General features: G+C 68.3%; 17 protein-coding genes. 10 read left to right on the top strand and 7 right to left on the bottom strand.

The features are described 5' to 3' along the window. Positions 1-55 precede the first annotated feature (55 nt). Together OHS59_RS43075 and OHS59_RS43080 are read right to left on the bottom strand one after the other, a co-directional pair. Positions 56-709, bottom strand: a complete 654-nt coding sequence (locus OHS59_RS43075) for a hypothetical protein (protein ID WP_328498791.1) — start codon at positions 707-709, stop codon at positions 56-58. 186 nt (positions 710-895) lie between these two features. Beyond that, positions 896-1,695 (bottom strand): IS5 family transposase gene (locus OHS59_RS43080; protein WP_328499002.1). Its coding sequence is split into 2 segments (ribosomal slippage): positions 896-1,357 and positions 1,360-1,695, totalling 798 coding nucleotides; the frame shifts between segments, so codons are not numbered across the junction. Between the two features lie 618 nt (positions 1,696-2,313). Between OHS59_RS43080 and OHS59_RS43085 the strand changes: the two genes are divergently transcribed. Beyond that, complete coding sequence (locus OHS59_RS43085) at positions 2,314-3,297, top strand: bacteriocin fulvocin C-related protein (protein WP_328498792.1); 984 nt, start codon at positions 2,314-2,316, stop codon at positions 3,295-3,297. 184 nt (positions 3,298-3,481) lie between these two features. On the opposite strand, the gene OHS59_RS43090 is transcribed toward OHS59_RS43085, so the two are convergent. The 3 genes from OHS59_RS43090 to OHS59_RS43100 all read right to left on the bottom strand — a co-directional run bounded on the left by OHS59_RS43090 (position 3,482) and on the right by OHS59_RS43100 (position 6,894). After that, on the bottom strand, positions 3,482-4,564 hold the full coding sequence (locus OHS59_RS43090) for an IS110 family transposase (protein WP_328492635.1): 1,083 nt from the start codon (positions 4,562-4,564) through the stop codon (positions 3,482-3,484). Positions 4,565-4,891: 327 nt separating this feature from the next. Beyond that, positions 4,892-5,380, bottom strand: a complete 489-nt coding sequence (locus OHS59_RS43095; protein WP_328498793.1) for a hypothetical protein — start codon at positions 5,378-5,380, stop codon at positions 4,892-4,894. Positions 5,381-5,502: 122 nt separating this feature from the next. Next, complete coding sequence (locus tag OHS59_RS43100; RefSeq protein ID WP_328498794.1) at positions 5,503-6,894, bottom strand: M1 family metallopeptidase; 1,392 nt, start codon at positions 6,892-6,894, stop codon at positions 5,503-5,505. Between the two features lie 425 nt (positions 6,895-7,319). On the opposite strand from OHS59_RS43100, the gene OHS59_RS43105 reads away from it, so the two are divergent. The 3 genes from OHS59_RS43105 (at position 7,320) to OHS59_RS43115 (ending at position 12,531) form a co-directional block, all read left to right on the top strand. After that, a complete protein-coding gene (locus OHS59_RS43105; RefSeq protein ID WP_328498795.1) occupies positions 7,320-8,177 on the top strand; it encodes an endonuclease/exonuclease/phosphatase family protein in 858 nt (285 codons plus the stop codon). 261 nt (positions 8,178-8,438) lie between these two features. Then, positions 8,439-11,216, top strand: a complete 2,778-nt coding sequence (locus OHS59_RS43110; RefSeq protein WP_328498796.1) for a glycosyl hydrolase — start codon at positions 8,439-8,441, stop codon at positions 11,214-11,216. Between the two features lie 109 nt (positions 11,217-11,325). Beyond that, positions 11,326-12,531: a cytochrome P450 family protein gene (locus tag OHS59_RS43115; RefSeq protein ID WP_328498797.1), complete on the top strand. Its 1,206-nt coding sequence runs from the start codon at positions 11,326-11,328 to the stop codon at positions 12,529-12,531. 129 nt (positions 12,532-12,660) lie between these two features. On the opposite strand, the gene OHS59_RS43120 is transcribed toward OHS59_RS43115, so the two are convergent. After that, on the bottom strand, positions 12,661-13,365 hold the full coding sequence (locus OHS59_RS43120) for a hypothetical protein (RefSeq protein WP_328498798.1): 705 nt from the start codon (positions 13,363-13,365) through the stop codon (positions 12,661-12,663). Positions 13,366-13,730: 365 nt separating this feature from the next. On the opposite strand from OHS59_RS43120, the gene OHS59_RS43125 reads away from it, so the two are divergent. Next, a complete protein-coding gene (locus OHS59_RS43125; protein ID WP_328498799.1) occupies positions 13,731-14,951 on the top strand; it encodes a glycosyltransferase in 1,221 nt (406 codons plus the stop codon). Between the two features lie 30 nt (positions 14,952-14,981). Beyond that, entirely contained in the window at positions 14,982-15,374 is a 393-nt protein-coding gene (locus OHS59_RS43130) for a signal peptidase I (RefSeq protein ID WP_328498800.1), read from the top strand. 14 nt (positions 15,375-15,388) lie between these two features. On the opposite strand, the gene OHS59_RS43135 is transcribed toward OHS59_RS43130, so the two are convergent. Then, a complete protein-coding gene (locus tag OHS59_RS43135; RefSeq protein WP_328499575.1) occupies positions 15,389-16,267 on the bottom strand; it encodes an AraC family transcriptional regulator in 879 nt (292 codons plus the stop codon). Positions 16,268-16,372: 105 nt separating this feature from the next. On the opposite strand from OHS59_RS43135, the gene OHS59_RS43140 reads away from it, so the two are divergent. The 4 genes from OHS59_RS43140 to OHS59_RS43155 all read left to right on the top strand — a co-directional run bounded on the left by OHS59_RS43140 (position 16,373) and on the right by OHS59_RS43155 (position 20,325). Next, positions 16,373-17,314 carry an NAD(P)/FAD-dependent oxidoreductase gene (locus tag OHS59_RS43140; protein ID WP_328498801.1) on the top strand — a complete coding sequence of 314 codons (942 nt, stop codon included), beginning with the start codon at positions 16,373-16,375 and terminating at the stop codon, positions 17,312-17,314. 133 nt (positions 17,315-17,447) lie between these two features. Then, positions 17,448-18,509, top strand: coding sequence for a hypothetical protein (locus tag OHS59_RS43145; RefSeq protein ID WP_328498802.1), 1,062 nt, complete (start codon positions 17,448-17,450; stop codon positions 18,507-18,509). Continuing rightward, a complete protein-coding gene (locus OHS59_RS43150) occupies positions 18,497-18,619 on the top strand; it encodes a hypothetical protein (protein ID WP_328498803.1) in 123 nt (40 codons plus the stop codon). The genes OHS59_RS43145 and OHS59_RS43150 overlap by 13 nt, the downstream gene beginning before the upstream one ends. A gap of 266 nt (positions 18,620-18,885) precedes the next feature. Continuing rightward, a complete protein-coding gene (locus OHS59_RS43155; protein WP_328498804.1) occupies positions 18,886-20,325 on the top strand; it encodes an FG-GAP-like repeat-containing protein in 1,440 nt (479 codons plus the stop codon). Positions 20,326-20,363: the final 38 nt, after the last annotated feature.

The following is a 20,363-nucleotide window of genomic DNA, read 5'->3' on the forward strand; positions in this document are numbered from 1 at the left end:
CGGCCGTGGTGATCGGGGAACTGTCCGGGCGGGAATCGGCCGAGTCTGCGATACCTCAGCGGGAGTCGGTGGAGTTCCTGCCTGCCAGCCAGCGCCTCACCTCCTGCCAGGCGGCCCGCTTCTCTGCCTCCGGGCCCCACCACCAGGAGAAGGGCGAGTCGCCCGAATCCAGCTCCTCCCGCCACCGGTGGACGCTCTCGTCCAGGTGCTGACGGGCTATTGGGCACTTCTCCGTCTCCCAGCGGGCCAGCCACGGTGTGGCCGAGGACCCCGCCGTCACGCAGCTCTCGAATACCCTGGCTGCCGAGGTCGGCGGAGACTTCGTCCGCAGGGTCGTGGTCCACCACGCGTCCAGGAAACCCGCGACGGCCCGGGCCTGCTGGCGGGGCCACTGCGGCCAGCCTGACGCGGCCAGTCCCCGGGCCATGAGGTCGGACTCGGGCTCCCCCTCAGCCAGGATCGAGACGAGAACCGGCAACACCCGTCTGATGGCCGCAGGCTGGTCGTCCCAGTGGGAAGGGTGCTTCTGGGCTACGCGGCGGGCGAGATCTGCGGGAAGTGGGACATCGGGAGTCCGCAGCAGCGAGGCCTCGCCCGTATCGAAGCACCGGCCGCAGACAGTGTCGTCCACTCGGGCCGTCATGCCGCCGAAGACTTTCGCGACCCTGGCCACCGCAGCGGCGAGGACATCGGCATCCGGAGAAGTCACAAGGCACCCCGTCAGAACTCCAGCAGGTCCCCCGGCCGAAGAGAGCGACGCTACCAGGCGACGAGTCTCCACTGCTGAACAGGGCGGACATTGCCGGATACCGCACTGGCAAGGTTTATCGGTTGGCTGTCCCGGAGTTGCGAAGCCGGGGCTTTGTTCGCCCAAGTGTCGGCATAAGAAGTCATCTCATTTGGTGAGTCTGCGGTAGCAAATCAAGGTGCAGGCGATGCTGGTGAAGGCGAGGAAGTGGTCGGCTTTGCGTTCGTAGCGACGGTGCAGGCGTCGGCATCCGGCGAGCCAGGACATCGTGCGCTCCACGGTCCAGCGGTGGCAGCCCAGGCGGGCCGAGGACTCGATGCCCCTGCGGGCGATGCGGTGCCGGATTCCTCGGCTGGATAACCATCGTCGCAGGTGGTTGTAGTCGTAGCCCTTGTCGGCGTGGAGTTTGTGGGGTCTGCGTCGCCGGGGTCCCCGGCGGGAGCGGATCGGCGGTATGCCTTTCACCAGTGGGATCAGTGCCTGGCTGTCATGCGTGTTGGCGCCCGAGATGCCGATGGACAGGGGCAGTCCGGTCCGCTCTGTGATCAAGTGGATCTTTGACCCGTACTTGCCCCGGTCTACAGGATTCGGGCCTGTCAGTTCCCCCTTTTCAGGGCCCGCATGTTGACCGAGTCGATCGCGCACCGGGACCAGTCCAGCTCGCCACGGGATCCGAGCTCGTCGAGGACCAGGCGGTGGAGTTTGGCCCACACCCGGGCCTTCGTCCACTCGGTGAAGCGCCGATGGGCCGTCGCGCCGGACGGGCCGAACGACGCGGTCGGCACCTGCTGCCACGTGCAGCCCGAGGTCGCCACGAAGACGATCGCGGCCAGCACTTCACGGTCGCCGTGCCGACGCCGGCCACCGCCCTGGGGCCGCGACGGTGCGTCGGGCACCACCCGTTGGAACAGCTCCCACAACTCGTCCGGCACCAGCCGCTCAACGATCTTTGACACGCCACAAGTCTAGTCACCCAAATGAGATGGTGTCTAAACAGGCGGAACGTGTGAGACGTCTGCGGCCAGCACAAGCCGACCGCCCGCAGCCTTCGGAAGCGAGGTCCCGGCCGGCGCCGACGCAGCCGGGCGACATCGATGTAGAAGATCGTGCTCACGATCCATCGCCACGGATGCCTCTACCACCGACCGCTCTTCGGGCCCATCCGCGCCGAGGGAAAGCAACGGCTCCGCCAGCACCCACTGCTCCTCCGTCAGGTCGGACGGCCACTCACTCGCCTCCGAACCGCTCCCTGCGAGCCCAACGAACGCCTCCGCGAAGTGACATGGCAGCTCGCGAACGCGGTCTCGGGCTGAGGCCGGAAAGGGCTCAGTGCACGCAGACCGAAGAACTGTGCACTCACACGTAAGGACAGGCCCGGACGCAGGGTGCATCTTCTCCTGCAGAGGGGCACGGGTGGCCTAGGAATCGGGTTGTGATTCCGCTTTGGCCGAGCCACTTCTTGCCAGTGTTTTGGGACGGAAAGTGACCCGTCGACGAGACCGAAATGGTGCCACACCCGAGAGGGACCCAGACGGCAGCGAAAATCTGACAATCTGGAGGAGACGATGGCAGGGGAGAACACTCGCTGGTTGCTGGCATTCGATGCGTCATGCGGGACGTGTCGGGAAATCTCCGATGCGGTCGAAGCCGCTTGTGACGGCAAGCTGGAGGTACTTCCGCTCACCGACCCGCAAGTGCAGGAATGGCGTGTCCGCGCACTGGGCCCCGAGCCCGCCTGGGCGCCCACCCTGCTGAGCGTGGCGGACGAGGAAGCGCAGGCCTGGACCGGAGCGGGCATGGGCGTCCCCTTGGCCCGCCGTCTGGGACCGCGGTCCGGAGCGCGAGTGCTAGTCGCTTTGGGAACGTTGCGCCGCAGGTCCAAGGCCCGAACCCCGGAGGCGGCGGAACGGGCCGGCATGGGACGGGCGCGTTTCCTGCGCCTGGGCGCCGGCCTCGCAGTCGCAGGCGGCATCGTCATGAGCGGCCGTTCCCCCGCCTTCGCCGGCCAAGCCGCCGAGCGGGCCCGGATCTGGGCTCAGAAGCATCCGCACCAGCTTCCGCGCGACTACGCGGAGTTCATTCGCTATCCAGAGGCGTTCCGGCGTGCCGCCTACCAGCAACTGTCCCCGGCGGATCGTGCTGCCCTGTGGCGCGAGCAGTGGAAACGCTACCGCGCGACTCACGACCTGGCCGCAGATCAAATCCGCGTGCTGGACGGATGCCAGGCCATCCTCGACGACGCCTCCGTCTTCGCGGCTCCCTTCACAGCACCGGCGAGCGACCGCCCGGCGGTGCACAAACGTCTCGAAGAGCTGAGGACCTCTGCGATCCGGGCCTTCGGACGCGACGATGCCCACGGCCTCTTCGCGAGCCTCGGACCACAGGAACCCACGGCGTCACGCGCCGCGGCACCCGACTGCGAGTGCTCCACCGTCTCCGACTTCTGTGCCGTCCGCTGCGTCTACAAGTCGTGCGGCTGCTTGGAACCCATCATCGGCTGTGGCTGGCTTCTCCTGTACAAGTGCAACGGCATGTGCACCTGTCCTTGACGCTGGTGAATCGACCGCGGGTGCGGCCGGACCATCCGCTCCAGGCGTGGCAGAGCACAGCTTCACCATGTGGCGGCGGCACGAGCGGCGCCAACATCGTCCGATCCGCGTCGGACGGATCCTTCGGACCCACGAGCCGCCGCACGGCCGTCTCGGCCTCCCCCCCCGAGGCTGCTATATCGCGTCAAGCAGTTAAGGGAAGATCTTCAAGGTGTCCGGGCGTCCTCCGGTTCGGGTGTTCGAGCAGCTTGAAGATCTGGCGGCAGATGGTCCGCTTGAGACACCGTTGCGCGTCCCGGGAGGTCTTGCCCTCGGCCGCGCGGCGAGCGACATAGGTCTTGGTCGCCGGGTCCAGCCGCATCCTGATCAGCGTGATCGTATGCAGTGCTCGATTCAGCTGCCGGTCACCGCTGCGGTTGATCCGATGTCGGTTGGTCAGTCCGGAGGACGCCGGAATCGGAGCGACGCCGGCGAAGGCCGCGAACGCGGCTTCGGAGCGGAAGCGCCCGGGATGTGACCAGCTGACCAGGACCTGAGCGGCCGTGATGGGCCCGACTCCCAGAAGAGCAAGCAGCTCGGGGGCCAATTGCTGCACGACTCCGAGGATCTCGTCCTCAAGTTCCTTGGCCTCAGTTTGGAGAGCTTTGATGCGCTGGGCAGTCGAGCGCAGAGCCCGTACCGTCATACGGCGCTCGATGCACTGCGCCGGGCGATCCCGGAGTTGAGCACAACGGCTGATCTGGGCAGGGCGCTTGAGTTTGCGCAGTTCAGCACGGAGGTCATCCGGCGCGGACACAATCAGGTTCTTGAGCTGGTTGATCGCGGCGGTGGAAGCAAGGACTGCCCCCTGGCGGGTCACCAACAGCACGCGTAAAGCTTCGCGTTCACCTCGGACGCGGGGCTGGATGAGGTGTTCGGCGGCGAGCGCGTCCTTCGCCCCGCGGATGGCATCGATCATGTCGGTCTTGCGTCCGCCGCGGTCGGGTGTCCGCTTGGGGCGCAGGACCTCGACGACCTCTTCACCGGCCTGATCCAGGAATGCGGCCAGGCCGGCGCCGAAACTACCCACTCCTTCCAGTGCCCAGCAGCGGCGGCCGGGGACGTGCCTACGTGCGAAGTCGAGCAGGCGGCGGTATCCGCGGGCGTTGGCAGGCGAATCCGTGGTGGCCAGGACAGCCCCGATGGGGCTGACGGCTGCCGCAGCGAGGGTGTCTCGGTGAGTGTCGACGCCGATGACGCCGTCGACTCGCTCTGCAAGCATGGTCATGCGGTTGTTCTCCTTGCGGCTGGACGACCGTGGTCGGCGTCGGCCTGGGTGGAGTCACCGCGTGGCATAACTGTGATGAGTCACGTCGAAATGGCGGACAAGCTGCTGATCAAGCCAACAGGGTGGGCCAGGCCGACGCCGACGTCCGGCAGACATCTCGGGGGCACGGCAAGCTCTGACGAGCCGCCAATTACCGTTTCGGGTCATGCCGGAACGCCGACGCCGAGCCTGACAGCAGCCCAACCCGGGCCGCAGTCGAACTATCACAGTTACCGTTTTCATGGCTCCGCAGCGCGGCCTTCTACGAACCCCGCCCAGCCGCAGCGGTCATCTGACCAGGGGATCCGCCAACAGATCCACCTGATCGCTCTCAACATCGAACCCAAGGACCGGATGGCTGGGAGCGCCGCCCTCGCAATACATCACCACCGGCCTGCCCAACCGCCGCCCGATCGCGGTGAGGAAGCCGCAGAGCACGTCGAGTCGCTCTTGGCCCTGAAGCTCCCGCAGATCAACATCGAAGTCGATCTCCTCCACCGAATAGAAACGGAAGATCGCCAATACATCGGCAGTCGGCCAGATCCGCAGTACCGCGCACTCCGCGTCAGCGGGACGAGATAGCACTGCCTCCGCGCGAGGCACCGGAAGCACTGTCTCGCCTTCGGAGTACTGGCACATCCAGCCGCTCAGCCCGACGAGATCGAGGACCGCTTGCCAGTCCTCCACCGAGGTCTCGGGAACAAGCACGTCTGGCAACGACCCCATCATATCGGGGTCGAAGAAGCTCTTGACGTCGTCCCACAGCAGATCAGCCACCCCGCGATCCTGCCCGCCACACCTTCGCAGCACAAACAGTTTCCTTGGCCGAACTCATAGGGGCAGCCCCCGCGAAAGGACCACGAACTCGCCTGCCCTGTAAGGGGTTTCACGGACCCTCACTACAGAGCTGGCTTGCCCTTCGTGAACAGCCACGTCTGGAACAGTGCGTCGAGCTGCTTGCCAGAGATCTTCTCGGCGAGCCGGATGAAGTCGTCGGTGTTCGCGTTCCCGTACCGGTTCTGCTTGGTCCACGCCGGGAGCAGCTTGAAGAACGCCTTGTCACCGATGCGCTCACGCAGGACCTGGAGCGTCATCGCGCCGCGCTGATAGACGGCGGAGGCGAACATCGTGTCGCGCTGCGGATCGCCGACGACCGTCTGCCAGAAGGCCGAGTCGGCGGGGCGTGAGTTGTAACCCGCGAGGAAGGCGTCATGGGCGCTCTGGGTGCCCTTGTGCTCGCTCCACAGCCACTGGGAGTAGGTCGCGAAGCCCTCGTTCAGCCAGATGTGCTTCCACTTCTCGACCGAGACGGAGTCGCCGAACCACTGGTGGGCGAGCTCGTGGGCGATGGTCGACTCGCTGCGGACGGCCGAGTAGACCGGCTTGGTCTGCGTCTCCAGGGAGAAGCCGGCCTGCGGCATGTCGTCGACGATCGCGCCGGTCTCCTCGAAGGGATAGGGCCCGAAGATCTCCGACCAGTAGTCGGTGACCTCGGCCGTGACCCCGTACACGTCGACGTTGTTGCTGTTCTCCAGGACGGGGTCGATGGCGACGTAGATCGGGATGCCCGCCGGGGTCCTGCCCTGCTTCACGTCGAACTTGCCGATGGTGGCGGTCGCGAGATACGTCGCCATGGGCTTCGTCTCGCGCCAGTGGGCGACGGTCTGATCGCCCTTGTCGTACGTGCCGACCAGACGGCCGTTGGAGACCCCTGTCAGGCCCTCGGGAGCCTTGATACGGATGTCGAAGGCGGCCTTGTCCCCCGGGTGGTCGCTGGAGGGGAACCATGTCGACGCGGCGTTGGGCTCGCACGCGACGAAGACGCCGTCGGTGGTCTTCATCCAGCCGTAGTCGGAGCCGAAGACGATGGGGCCGCTCAGCGGCTCGGGCACGCCGCCGTAGGTCACGGTCACAGTGAACGTCCTGTTCTTGCCCAGGCTGTCGCGCGGGCTGACGCGGATCTCGTCGCCCGCGCGCGTGAACCGCGCCCGTCTGTTGTTCACCTCGATCTTCGTCACCTCCAGCTTCTGGAGATCGAGGTCGAAGGAGGAGAGGTTCTGGGTGGCGCGCGCGGTGATCGTGGTGCGGCCGTCGAGGCGGTCGGTGCCGGGGTCGTACGCCACGTCGAGGCCGTAGTGGCGTACGTCGAATCCGCCGTTGCCGAGCTGCGGAAAGTACGGGTCGCCCACGCCGTCGGCGCCCGGGTGGGGCCCAGGGGCGGCGGCGATCAGGCAGAAGGAGGCGGCGGCTGTGGCCAGCGTCCCCAGACGTGCCGAACGGGAGAGAGCCATGAGTCATCCCTTCGCGCGTGTTCCGATGAGACGGACACGCAGACTCTGCACTCTCCCGTATGGGCGTGTACATGACCTGGTGCCGGATCTTTGCCAAGTCATCAGGTGCTACTGGGCAGTTGACGCCTGACCCTTGACCTCCGCTTCCAAGACGTCCTCCGATTCCGAGATGTCCCCCGGGACGTCCTCCGCTTCCGAGGCGTCCTCCGAGACCAGCGCCCCCACGCGCTGCAGGGGAACGGCCCCGTTCGTGCGGCTGCCGCCGCCGGACAACCAGGCCGGAGCCGACGTATCGCGAGGCCGCCGCCCCGTCCTTCCGTCTCATTTCGCGCTTGTCCCACACACCGCATGCGCCGGCCCACAGCCCCGTCCCATAACCTCGTCCGTGGAGACGTCGGATCAAGGATCTCCATGTCGAGGAGGCGATGGTGTTCAAGAGGCGGATGCGTCTGCTCGCGGGCGCCCTGATCGTGGCCTGCATAGTCCTCGTCGGCCCCAGTGCCCCGACCGATGGCCCTTTCGCCAGGTCGATGTCCCTCGAAGCCACCGCGGATGTCGTACCGAACCGCGTCATGACGTGGAACATCTGCAACCCGTGCGAGGAGAGCAGCGCCGACCGGGCAGCGGAGATCGCCTCGTACGCCCCCCAGGTCGTCGGCCTCCAAGAGGCGTGCGTGCGAGACGTCGAGCGGATCCAGGATTATCTGGAGAGCCGACATGGCCTGGTCTACCAGGTCGAATACGGGTCCGTACTGCGGAGTTGGGGCCGTTGTGGGGGACTGCCGTGGAGTCCGGGAGCCTTCGGTCAGGCGATTCTCTCGTTGGCGCCGATGACGGAGCACGTCAACGTGGAGTACCCCGACGGCGGATCCGAGGACCGCGGGTACATGGCCGTCACCACCACCGTGGGCGACCGGTCCGTCCGGATCTTCAACACCCACCTCGCCCAACGGCGTCAAGAGACGATCCGGGCCGACCAGATCGGCGTACTCGCCGCAGCCGTCGCGCAATACGATCGCGCGATCGTTCTCGGTGACTTCAACGCCGTACCCGACGCCCCCGAACTCGCCGAGATGTGGGCACTGGCCACGGATGTGGACCCTCAGTGCCGGCCCGCGCCCTCCGGCGACTGCGAACTGACCACCGACTGGCAGAGCAAGTTCGACTACGTCTTCCTGCGAGGGATCATCCCGCTCGATCACCGTGTTCGTCCGACGCGGTACTCGGACCACCACCCGCTGTACGGCGACCTGGACATGTATACGGCGCAGCCGGGCCGCTGATCCTCCCGAGGTTCAACACTCCGCCACGTTCACCGCGCCACAGCGCGGCGCCGCCACGTTCACCGCGCCACCATGTGGCGCCGCCGCCACGTGCAGCAGGCCACCGCGCGGCGCCGCCAACACGCGAACGCACAACACCCCCGGCGCCGCCGCACACCGCGTGTTGCGTTCAATGCATTGACACGTCCATTACAAAGGCTTTACGTTGCGCTCACCTGAGAGCGCTCTCAGGCACCCGTCGCGTGAGACTTGAGGTGCCGCATGCCATCCCCCCGCATCAGGCCGGCAGCCGGGTTGCTCCTGGCCTCAGCCCTCGTCGCCGTCGGCCTCGGTCCGGCCGCCGTACCAGCGGCAGCCGCCACCGTCCCCGTAGGCTCCGGCAGCTACTCCGACACCCGGCCCGCCGGTACGTCGGGCCCCACCACCAACACCGGCACGCCGGTCACGCCCAAGCTGACCGCCGCCGCCAAGGACCGGCCCGTCCCCACCAACGACTGGTGGTCCTCCCTCGCCTTCCAGCGCTACGGCGACAACCCGTACTCGACCCCCATGTACGGACACCCCCTCACCTACCAGGCCGCGTCCGGCGGGCTCGACGTCGGCTACCCGACGACCCCTGCGATCGTCGGCGACGGCCGCCAGTACGAGTACGCCCACAAGCGCGACCTCACCATCGGGCTGACCGGCCTCAACTCGCCCGACACCAAGGCCGACGACTGGTCCGACTGGACGGTCACCCCCCTGTGGTCCGACGGCACCCGCACCCTGCGCACCACCATCGGCCACGGCTCCCCGTTCGTATACGCCAAGGGTTCCGGCGGCAACGCCCAGATCACCACCGCCGGCGCGCCCACCGTCTTCGCCGACCAGGGCAACGTCCTCGGCATCACCGTCGCCGGACACCACTACGCCCTCTTCGCGCCGACGGGCAGCGACTGGAACGTGGCCGGCTCCACCGTCACCGCGGGACTCGGCTCCAAGGACTACTTCTCCGTCGCCGTGCTGCCGTCCACCGACGCGCTGGCGACCTTCAAGAAGTACGCCTACAGCTTCGTCACCGACTCGAAGGCCACCTGGAGCTACACCGGCGGCACCGTCAAGGCCACCTACACGCTCACCACCGAGGCGAAGGAAGGCACCGAGCGCGGCACGCTCCAGGCCCTCTACCGCCACCAGTGGCTGAACACGACGGACGCCCTCACCTCGTATACCTACGTCTCGCCGCGCGGCACGATGAAGGTCCGCGAGTCGGCCTCCTTCACCACGAGCCAGAAGGCGTCGGCGGTGCTGCCCGGGCTGCCCAAGTCGAACGGTGTGGACACCGGCAGGCTGCGCGGCTACCTGAACGAGGTCGTGAACGCCGCCGACCCGTTCTCCGGAGCCTCCGACACCTACTGGACCGGCAAGGCCCTCGGCCGCCTCGCCCAACTCGTGCCCCTGGCCGACCAGATCGGTGAGACCGGCACCCGTGACAAACTCCTCGGCCTGATCAAGGGCAAGCTCCAGGACTGGTTCACGGCCGGCGGCGCGAACGAGTTCAGCTACGACAAGGACTGGAAGACGCTCACCGGCTACCCCGCCTCCTACGGCAGCGACACCGAGCTGAACGACCACCACTTTCACTACAGCTACTACGTGTACGCGGCTGCCGTCGTCGCCCAGTACGACCAGGCGTGGGCCGCCGACTCCGCCTGGGGCGGCATGGTCAAGGCCCTCGTACGGGACGCCGCCAACCCCAGCCGTACCGACACCACCTTCCCCTTCCTGCGCGGCTTCGACGTCTACGCGGGCCACAGCTGGGCCTCCGGCCACCAGGGTTTCGCCGCCGGCAACAACCAGGAGTCCTCCTCCGAGTCCACCAACCTCAGCGCGGCCCTCGTCCTGTGGGGTTCCGCGACCGGCGACACCTCACTGCGTGACCTCGGTACGTTCCTGCTGACCACCGAGTCGGAGTCGATCGCCCAGTACTGGTTCGACGCCGACGAGCAGGTCTTCCCGTCCTCGTTCGCCAAGGACACGGCGGGCATGGTGTGGGGGAGCGGCGCCGCCTACGCCACCTGGTGGACCGCCAACCCCGAGGAGATCCACGGCATCAACGTCCTGCCCGTGACCGGCGGTTCACTCCACCTCGGCGGCGAGAAGGCCGCCATCCGGCGCAACATCGCCGAGATGGAACGGGAGAACGGCGGCCCCGCCGTCGAATGGCGGGACATCCTCTGGGAGTTCCAGTCCCTGGCCGACCCCGGCACCGCCAAGGCGAAGTGGGACGCGGGCAACGCCGGCTACACCCCGGAACAGGGCGAGTCGAAGGCGCACACCTACCACTGGATCAGCACCCTCGACTCCATCGGCGCCCCGGACGCCACCGTGACCGGTGACATCCCCACCTCCGCCGTCTTCACCAAGGGGACGACCCGGACGTACGCCGCCCACAACTACGGATCGACGGCCCGTACCGTAACGTTCTCCGACGGCAAGACCCTTGCCGTGCCCGCCCGTTCCACCGCGAGCGGCACCGGGACCGGTTCGGAGGACCCCGATCCCGACCCGGACCCGCCGACCGGCGACACCTTCCAGCTGCGCACCGGTGGCGCGCTGACCACGGCGACCGGTGGCACGGCGGGCAGCGACACGATCGCCTCCGCCGGTGGCACCAACCACGACGGCACCCCGTACCAGCCCCTCGTCTACGAAGTGCGCGGAGTCAACGGCACGCTCACCCCGGGAGCGCAGAGCGCGTTCCGCCTCCAGGTGGACGCGGGCAGCACCGTCGGGCTCGGCCAACAGGCGCGGATCAGCTACGACTTCACCGGTGACGGTGCCTTCGATCGCACCGAGACGTACAACTACTTCGCGACCGATCCGGTCACCGGATGGGAGGAGTACTCGCAGGCGCGCGGTCTCAAGGCGTCCACGGGCAGCCTGGGCAATCTGGCCGGCGGCACCGTCCGCCTCGAAGTCTGGAACGCCATCGGCAACGGCACATCGAAGCTGCAGACGGGCACGGACAAGTCCGTGCTGGTGATTCCCTACAGCTGAACCGGCGGACCGCGGCGGCGGGCATGGGCGGCATCAGGCCCATGCCCGTCCACACGGCGGCCCCCACACGGGCAGGGGTGCTCGGCCCGCCCTGTCTAGGGTGGAGAGCATGCCATCCTCAACACCCGGCCAGTCGCCCCTCGTTGACCCCGCCGAGCTGAACACGGACCCGTACGCCGTGTACGCGCGGCTGCGCGAAGCCGGACCTGTGCACCGCATCACCGGGACGGACGGACTTCCGGCCTGGCTGGTCACGCGCTACGACGACATACGCCAGGCCATCGCCGACCCCCGGCTCTCCCTCGACAAGCGCAACGCGACACCCGGCGGCTACCACGGGCTCTCGCTGCCACCGGCCCTGGACGCCAATCTGCTCAACATGGACCCGCCGGACCACACCCGCATCCGGCGCCTGATATCGCAGGCGTTCACCCCGCGGCGTATCGCCCTCCTGCGCGAACCCATCAGGAAGACCGCCGACTCACTTCTCGACGCCATCGCACCGCAGGGCCGCGCCGACCTGATCGCCTCGTACGCCGCGCCGCTGCCGATCACCGTGATCTGCGAGCTTCTCGGAGTGACCCCGGACGACCGGCAGGACTTCCGGTCCTGGACCGACGCCCTGGTGGCCCCGGACCCGGCTCGACCGGACAGGGCCAAGGGAGCCGTCCGCTCCCTGCTGGCCTTCTTCACGCAGCTGATCGCAGGCAAGCGGGCTGCGCCCGCCGACGACCTGCTCTCCGCCATGATCGCCGCCCGGGACGACGACGATGACCGGCTGAGCGAGGACGAGCTGATGTCCCTGGCGTTTCTGATCCTGTTCGCCGGCTACGAGAACACCGTCCACCTGATCGGCAACGCCACGCTGGCCCTGCTCAGCCACCCGGACCAACTGGCCGCGCTCCGCGCCGATCCCGGCCGACTGACCGGCGCGGTAGAGGAGCCGGCACGCTACGACGGGCCCGTACCCCTGGCCGTCCGCCGCTTCCCCACCGAGGACATCACCATCGGCGGGGTGACCATTCCCGCCGGAGAGACCGTCCTGCTGTCCCTGGCCGCGGCACACCGCGACCCACGCCGTTTCGACGATCCCGACCGGCTCGACATCGGCCGCGACGCGACCGGCCACCTCGCCCTCGGCCACGGCATCCACTACTGCCTCGGCGCACCTCTGGCCCGGATGGAGACCGAGATCGCGCTCGCCGCGCTTTTCGACCGCTTTCCCCGGCTCGCGCTCGACCTTCCGCCGGAAGGACCACGCCGGCGGCCGTCGATGCGCTCCCGCGGCCTGCTCGCTCTCCCGGTCCGTTACTGACCACGTCAGAGCGGAAAGCTCCTGGTCGGACAGGTGATTGTGACCGTGAACCCGTCCACCAGGAGCCTGGTCACACGTCCAGGAGCTTCCTCACACATCCGGACGTACGAACCCGTCGCCGCCGGGAGGTCAGCCCGCGACGGTGTTGTAGTTGATGATCTGCTCCACCTTGAGAGCGACCGCACCGGCCAGGGGGCTGTCCGCGCCTTTCCTCACCACATCGGGTAACCGGTGCGCCTCCTCCTCGGTGACCGCCACCATGCCCCAGAACGCGTTGAAGCCCGAAGGCTCCACGGGCTTGTCGACGGCCGCCCCGACGGTCACGACGCCGTCGTCCTCGGACAGGGCCAGCGCGCCCATCTGCCGCAGGGTGTCGGGATCCCGCTCCTCGGCGGCCACGACGCTCCAGCCCGCCACCTCCACCTGTTGAAGGGCGGCGAGAAGGCTGCCGGTGCTGCCGGCACCGCTGACAACGATGTCGGGGAGCACAAGGGCCACCGGCCCCCGCGTCATCGGCAGGGCGGACCGGATCGCGCCGTCGAGATCCGGTTCGAACGACTGGTCCTGGTGGACGAAGACCATCTGAAAGGTGTCGGCGTAGCGCGTGAGATAGCCCACCGTGTCCAGCTTGTGCGTCCCGAACACGACGATCAGACGCACGTTGAGTCCGCTTTTGGCCAGTTCGACGACGGGCTCCAGGCTGCGGTCCAGCACGGTGACCCCAGGAGCCAGACAGTGCAGCTCCTTCGAGTAGGGAGCCCTGAAGCGCGTTCCGAAGCCGGCGCAGGGCAGGATGATCGAGACATCGGGGACGGGCTTGGCCGATCTATGCATGTAGTGGCTCTCAGGTTGTGTTGAGAATCGGGAACCTCGTGCGTCTGGCCGGGTACGGGCGGCCCAGGGCCGACGCTGTACCGTCGGCCCGAAAGGCACGTTGGCGATCACCGTAGCCACGAGGACCGCTCCCCGCGAGAGGGCCTGTGGATCGACGAGCTCGTCCGCGAGCGGTCCAGGTGGCGGCCGGCCGCTGCCCGCCCGGCGTCGACTGCATCCAACTCCCCTGCAACAACGTTCACTTGCGCATCAGCTTGGGTAGGGCCACCACGTGCACGGGGCCAGGCGCTGTCGGTGTGCACCGCTCGAAGGCTGGGCGGGCACAGGGCGGACGCGTGGGAAGGCAGAACGAAAGAGGGCGCGGAATGCGGGTGTTGCTGTCCACGTACGGGACGCGTGGTGATGTCGAACCGCTGGTGGCACTCGCGGTGCGGTTGCAGGAACTCGGCGTGGAGGTGCGGATGTGCGCCCCGCCGGACGAGGAGTTCGCGCGGCGCCTGGCGGGTCTCGGTGTGGAACTCTTCCCGGTCGGGCGGCCGGTGCGGGAGATGATGCGCGGGGCGGCCCTGCCGTCGGCGGCGGATCTGTCCCGGTACCGGACCGAGATGGTCGACGCGCAGTTCGACGTGTTCCCCACGGCGGTCGACGGATGTGACGTGCTGGTGGCGGCCGGTCTGGCACAGATCGCCGCGCGGTCGGTGGCCGAGGCCGCGGGTGTCCGTTACGTGTACGTGTGTTACGCGGCGGTCAACCTGCCCTCGCCATACCACGCGCCGCCACCGCGGCCGGGCTGGCCGGAGCCGGCGGCGGACGACGTCCGGACCCTGTGGGAGCTGGACGCCCGCAACGTCGACGCGCAGTTCGGTGAGCCGCTCAACGGCCACCGGGCCTCGATCGGTCTGCCACCGGTGGACAACGTCCGTGACCACGTCTACAGCGACCGGCCGTGGCTGGCGGCGGACCCGGTCCTGGGGCCGTGGCGTGCGACCCCGGGCCTCGACGTCGTACAGACGGGTGCGTGGAACCTGCCGGACGAACGCCCGCTCCCGGCCGACCTGTCGGCGTTCCTCGACGCGGGCGGGCCGCCGGTCTACGTGGGCTTCGGCAGCATGCGCCCGGCGCCGGACATCGCCCGCAGGGCCGTCGAGGCGATCCGCGCGCAGGGTCACCGTGTGCTCGTCTCCCGTGGCTGGGCGGACCTGGACCTGGCCGACGGCCGGGACGACTGCCTCGCCATCGGCGAGGTCAGCCATCAGAGTCTGTTCGGAAGGGTGGCCGCGGTGGTGCACCACGGGGGCGCGGGCACGACCGTGACGGCCGCACGGGCGGGCGCGCCGCAGGTGGTCATACCGCTCCAGCTGGCGGACAACCCGTACTGGGCCGGCCAGGTGGCGGACCTGGAGATCGGTGCGGCACTCGACGGTCCGACCCTGACCGACGACTCCCTGAACGTCGCGGTCAAGACGGCCCTGGCACCCGAGACCCGGGCACGGGCCGAGGCGCTGGGCCCCAGGATCCGTACCGACGGAGCCGCGGTGGCCGCGAGACTGCTGGTCGAAGCTCACACTGATCACTCCGGCCACTGACGCCGTAACCGACTGCTAGCGTTCGGGCACATGGAAGACAGCGTGTACGTGGGCCACGCGGGCAAGGACGCGGCCCTGGACCGGGGATGGTTGCTCGGTCACTTCAAGGAGCACGGCGATCCTCGCCACAGCGAAGCCGTGGAGGTCAAGTGGGGTGTCCACCCACGAGGCGAGGAGCGGGCGCAGTGGGTGGAGGGCGAAGTGCGCACAGCCCTCCTGGTGCTCATCTCGGGTCGCTTCCGCATGGAGTTCCCCGGTCGTAGCGTGCTGCTGGAGGAACAAGGCGACTATGTCGTCTGGGGCCAGGGAGTGGACCACTCGTGGGTCGCGGAGGACGAGTCGGTGGTACTGACCGTGCGCTGGCCTTCCGTATCCGGATACGCGGTGTCACAGGCGGAAGAGCGCCCGGGTTCGCGGAGCTGACTGCGTCTTTGCGGCTATGCCCCGCCCTGGCGGAACCGGCCCGGCGAGACACCGTACTCGCGGCGGAACGCACCTGCGAAAGCGAATTCCGTCGAGTAGCCGACCTGCCGGGCGATCGCGGCCAGTGACGTGTCCGTCTCCCGTAGCAGCCGGGCGCCGCAACTGAGCCGCCAGGTCCTGAGATAGGTCATGGGTGGCTTGCCGACCACCGACGAGAAGCGTCGTGTGAACGCCACCCGGGACATGCCCACGGTCTCGCTGAGCTGAGCCACCGTCCACGGCGTCTGCGGTCTGTCGTGGATCGTGCGCAGTGCGGCGGTGATCGCCGGGTCGGAGACCACGGGCCGGCCTTGCGAGTCCTCGTCCTCCAGCCACTGCCGCAGGACGTGAACGAGCATCAGGTCGAGCAGCGCCGACCGTGTCACGCTCGTACCCGCCCGCGCTTGTACCGCGTCGTCGTCGAGCAGGCCGATGACCGGGCGCAGTGCCGGGAACCGCTCATGGTCGGGAGTCACCACGAGCGGGTCCGGCATGACCTTCAGATACGGGTGCACCTGGCCGTGGTCCAGGCGGTAGGCGCCGCAGAGGAACTCGAAGTCGGCCGGGCCCGCGGCCGGTTGGTCCAGACTCAGCGTCACCTGCGGCAGCCCGTCGAGCCGGCACGGAGCGTGACTGAGCCCGTGATCCGCTCCGGACGTGATCAGGACGACATCGCCCGGCTTCAGGGCGACGGGCGGCGCGTCGAGGGTGACGAGCCAGCCGGTGCCCCGCAGCACCACGTGGAAACCGCTCCCGGTCAAGCCGGAATACCGCATGCCCCACGAACCCGACTGACGGAATCGTCGAACGGTCTCACGCCCCACCCGGAGGCCGGAGACGGCTTGGCTGATCATGTCCACCCACTGGATTCTATCCGCCGTGCACCGCCGTACAAACGCGTATCGAGCCGCGACAACCGCGTATGTCCGTGCACGTCAGCGGCTGGTTCATTGGGTGTCATGAAGAAGGACTACACCTGTATGACCGACATGAAGGACTGCGTCGTGGTCGGCGCGGGGGCCGCCGGAATGAGTGCCGCGCTCACGCTCGCCCGGGCCCGGCGCAGCACCCTGGTCATCGACGCCGGCCGGCAGAGCAACCTCGTCGCGGCGGAGATCGGCGGCCTGCTGGGACACGATCGGCGTCCTCCCGACGGGTTCTACGCCGAGGGCCGCGCGCAGCTGCTGGCCTATCCGTCCGTCGAACTGCACCTGAGCGAGGTCACCCACAGTGTGCGGGAGGAGGACGGAAGCTTCGACGTCACCTTCGGCGACGGCCGTCGCGAGCGGGCGCGGAGCATGGTCCTGGCACCCGGCGTGGACTACCGCTACCCACAACTGCCGGGCATGGACGAACGATGGGGAGGTGCGGTCTTCCACTGTCCGTTCTGCCACGGCTGGGAAGTCGCTGATCGCCCTCTGGGTGTTCTCGCGACCGGTGCGGTCGGCGTGCACGGCGCGTTGAACCTGCGTGCCTGGAGCGACCAGATCACGGTGCTGACCAACGGCGGCGCACTGACCGACCGGCAACGCGAGCAGTTGGCCATCGGCGGGGTGGGCTGGGACGAACGGCCGATCAGTGTCCTCGACGGGCCGGGAAATGACCTGCGGGCAGCGGTGTTCGCCGACGGCGGCGAAATCCCCCTGGGCGCCCTGCTGGTCAAGTCGACCCTCTACCAGCGCTCTTCGCTGGCCCGCGACCTCGGAGCGTCCCTGAGCGAACCGGACGAGATGCTCAGCGTCGAAGCGATCAAGGTGGACGCCATGTGCCGGACCGGCGTCCCCGGGCTCTATGCGGCCGGTGACGCCGCCACCTCGGTCCCACCGTCCATGGCGGCCGCCGTGGCATCCGGCTATCTGGCGGGCGCCGCCGCCGTCGTGCAACTGGCCGCGGGCTACTGAAGGTGCCGACCCGTTACCTCCCAAGGGTCCCTGTCGGACATCGGCAGGATCCCGCGTCCCCTCGCGCGGGGAAACTGCCCTCGATGTCGCCCCCGCGGACATCCCCACTCGATTGGTCGCCGGATAGGGAGGAGTGAACCTTCGTACCCGTGCCGAAGCGGAGTCCTATATGAAGGCGGGCGCTTTCCAGGACTGGCTTGAGCAGCCGGAGGGCAAACGCCTGCTCGTGGCCACCCTGCGGTGGGAGCAGGAGATCGACGATCGGGGCAAGGGGAAGGACACCGTCGAACCCAGCCGATCGGACTACCAGCTCGGCCGTCACATGGTCATGCACGACGGCGCGACCCCGCAGCGCGAGAAGGACCAGCTCACGGGGGAGTGGAACGAGCAGATCTTCCAGAACCTCGTCGACACCATGCTGCCTCCCGGTATCAGCGACAAGGTGCCGGACGCCAAGAAGCACCGGGAGCGGGTCAAGCGTGGCACCGACCTGCTGACCAAGATCTTCCTGATCCTGAAGGAGGGCTTGAAGGTCTTCAACCCGGAAGAGGGCGTTCACGAGGACTTCAAGGACGACGTCGCCCACGCGCTGGCCTACGGCGGACGCGTCAACATCCGCGTTCCCCAACTGGCCGACGGCCAGCACGGTTACGAGCTGCCCCAGTGGCTCCACATCACCAAGGAGGACCGGAAGTTCTGGGAGCCCAGGTCGACGCCCGACAAGCCGGTGTACCGGCGCGGGTTCGGCGCACATCACATGGACATCGGCAACAACCAGAAGGACGGAACACGGGGCCGCTTCGTCGAGAAGGGCGAGATCGGGGCCACCGTGCAGAACTGGCTGGCCCCCCACAGCCACCTCTACGGCCTGCCCCTGGCCATCAGAGGCATGGGAAACAAGGACTTCCACGGCGACACCATCCTCCCGAACGAGTCGTACGGACAGGCGTTCATGGGCTACAAGCCGCCGACTCACAAGCGCGACGGCGCGCTGCAGGTCGGAATCCAGACCGCCGGGCCGGGAGGCAGAACCCCCGACGGCTACGAGCACGGCCTGACAAGCAGCGAGAAGAACAGCAACCCCGTGAGCCAGGTCGGTGGCCACAAGGACGACAGACCCGGCGCCAAGGCCCCCTCGCTTCGAGTCAGCGCCATGTCGACCTGCACGAGTTCGGCGACTGGGTGCAGAGGCTGAAGAACCTGGAGAAGGAGTGGAAGACCGCACTGGACGCGGCGAAGACCCATGAGGAACGCGCGGCCCTGTACAGGGACTTGATCGGCAAGCGCGGCAATGCCGCTTCGTGAGCCGTACCGGGTGAGCCGTACCGGGTGAGTCGCCCGGTGAGAGGCACCGACTGACCGGACCGTCTCCGCTGCGGGGTCTCCGGGACCGAGCGCCCCCGGGAACGGCCCGCCTACATGCTCCGTGTCATCGGTTCATGTTCCGTTTACCGCGCAACCATCCGCCGTTGCCGCGTGTCTCACAGGCGAATGTCACCCGTGCGCGGCCTTGGGGCCGTGTGCTTCTAGGAGGACTTGTGGGCATCCGTCGACCAGCCGTATCGACAGCCGTGGCAGCCGCTCTGATCGGCACCTTCAGCGTGCCGATCGTGGCGGGCACCGCATCCGCCGCGGGCCGCGCCACCACCGTGCGCGAGGACTTCAACGGCGACGGCTACCAGGACGTCGCCGTGGCCGCCCCCGGCGCCACGGTGGGCGGTCACACCTGGGCCGGCTACATCACGGTCACCTACGGCTCGGCGAACGGCCTCGACACGGCCCACACCACCGTCATCGACCAGGACTCCCCGGGTGTCCCCGGTGTCTCCGCCGACAACGGGGTCTTCGGCTACTCGATGGTCCCCCGCGACCTGGACGGCGACGGCCTGACCGACCTGGCCCTGACGACCCGGGAGTACCGTCCCGAAGACAACGTCGGCGGATCGGTGATCGTCCTGTGGGGCCGCAGGACGGGTATCTCGGGCCAGGACTCCGTCCGTATCGGCGCACCGGCGAACGCCGATGTCGGCGCCGACATCACCGCGGGCGATTTCGACGGCGACGGTCACACGGATCTGTTCTTGGACAACAGCGAGGACTACGACTACCGCGACGTCCTCTACGGGCCGTTCGACCGGGCCGGCGCACCCGCACGCGAGCAGCAGATACTGGCGTTCAGCTCCGACAACACGATCTGCTCCACCGCGGCCGGCGACTTCAACGGCGACGGCATCGAGGACCTCGCGACCTTCTACGTCTACGAGAACCACGCCGAGGGCGGCAAGCTCTGGCTCGGCACGAAGGACGGTCTGTCCACGGTCTCGCAGCGGCTGTCCTCCGCGGGCACCACCGCCGTCGCCGACTTCGACCAGGACGGTTACGCCGATCTCGCCACCCGCGTCTTCCCGGGCGGCGACACCGAGATGGTCGACGACCCGGGGACCGTCAAGATCTACTACGGTTCGGCCGCGGGCCCCAGCCAGACCCGCACGCAGACCATCACACAGCAGACCGCGGGCGTGCCCGGCGTGAGTGAGAAGAACGACGCCTTCGGCGGGCGGCTGAGCGCGGGCGACGCGAACGGCGACGGATATCCCGACCTGGCCGTGGGTGTCCCCGGTGAGGCGATCGGCTCGGTGGCCAAGGCCGGTTCCGTGGTCCTCCTCAAGGGCGGCAGGGGCGGACTCACCGGCACGGGCGCGCAGGCCTTCCACCAGGACACCGCGAACGTGCCGGGGGTCGCCGAGAAGAACGACGTGTTCGGCGGCTCGCTGCGGCTGCTCGACGTGACGGGTGACGGAAAGGCGGACCTGACCGTCGGCGCGCCGGGAGAGGACCTCGGCACGGTCAGGAACGGCGGCGCGGTGTGGCTGCTGCGCGGCGCGACAGCCGGCCTGACGGCTTCGAAGTCGGCCGCGCACAACCCCGTGGACCTCGGAACGCCGTCGGCACAGGCCGAGTACGGCGAGAACCTCAGCGGTGACAACGGCCCGGGCGTAGAGATCCGCTAGCCACCGCTGCCCGACCGACGAGTCGACCGCCCTGCCGC

The organism is Streptomyces sp. NBC_00414, assembly GCF_036038375.1.
Classification (GTDB): domain Bacteria; phylum Actinomycetota; class Actinomycetes; order Streptomycetales; family Streptomycetaceae; genus Streptomyces.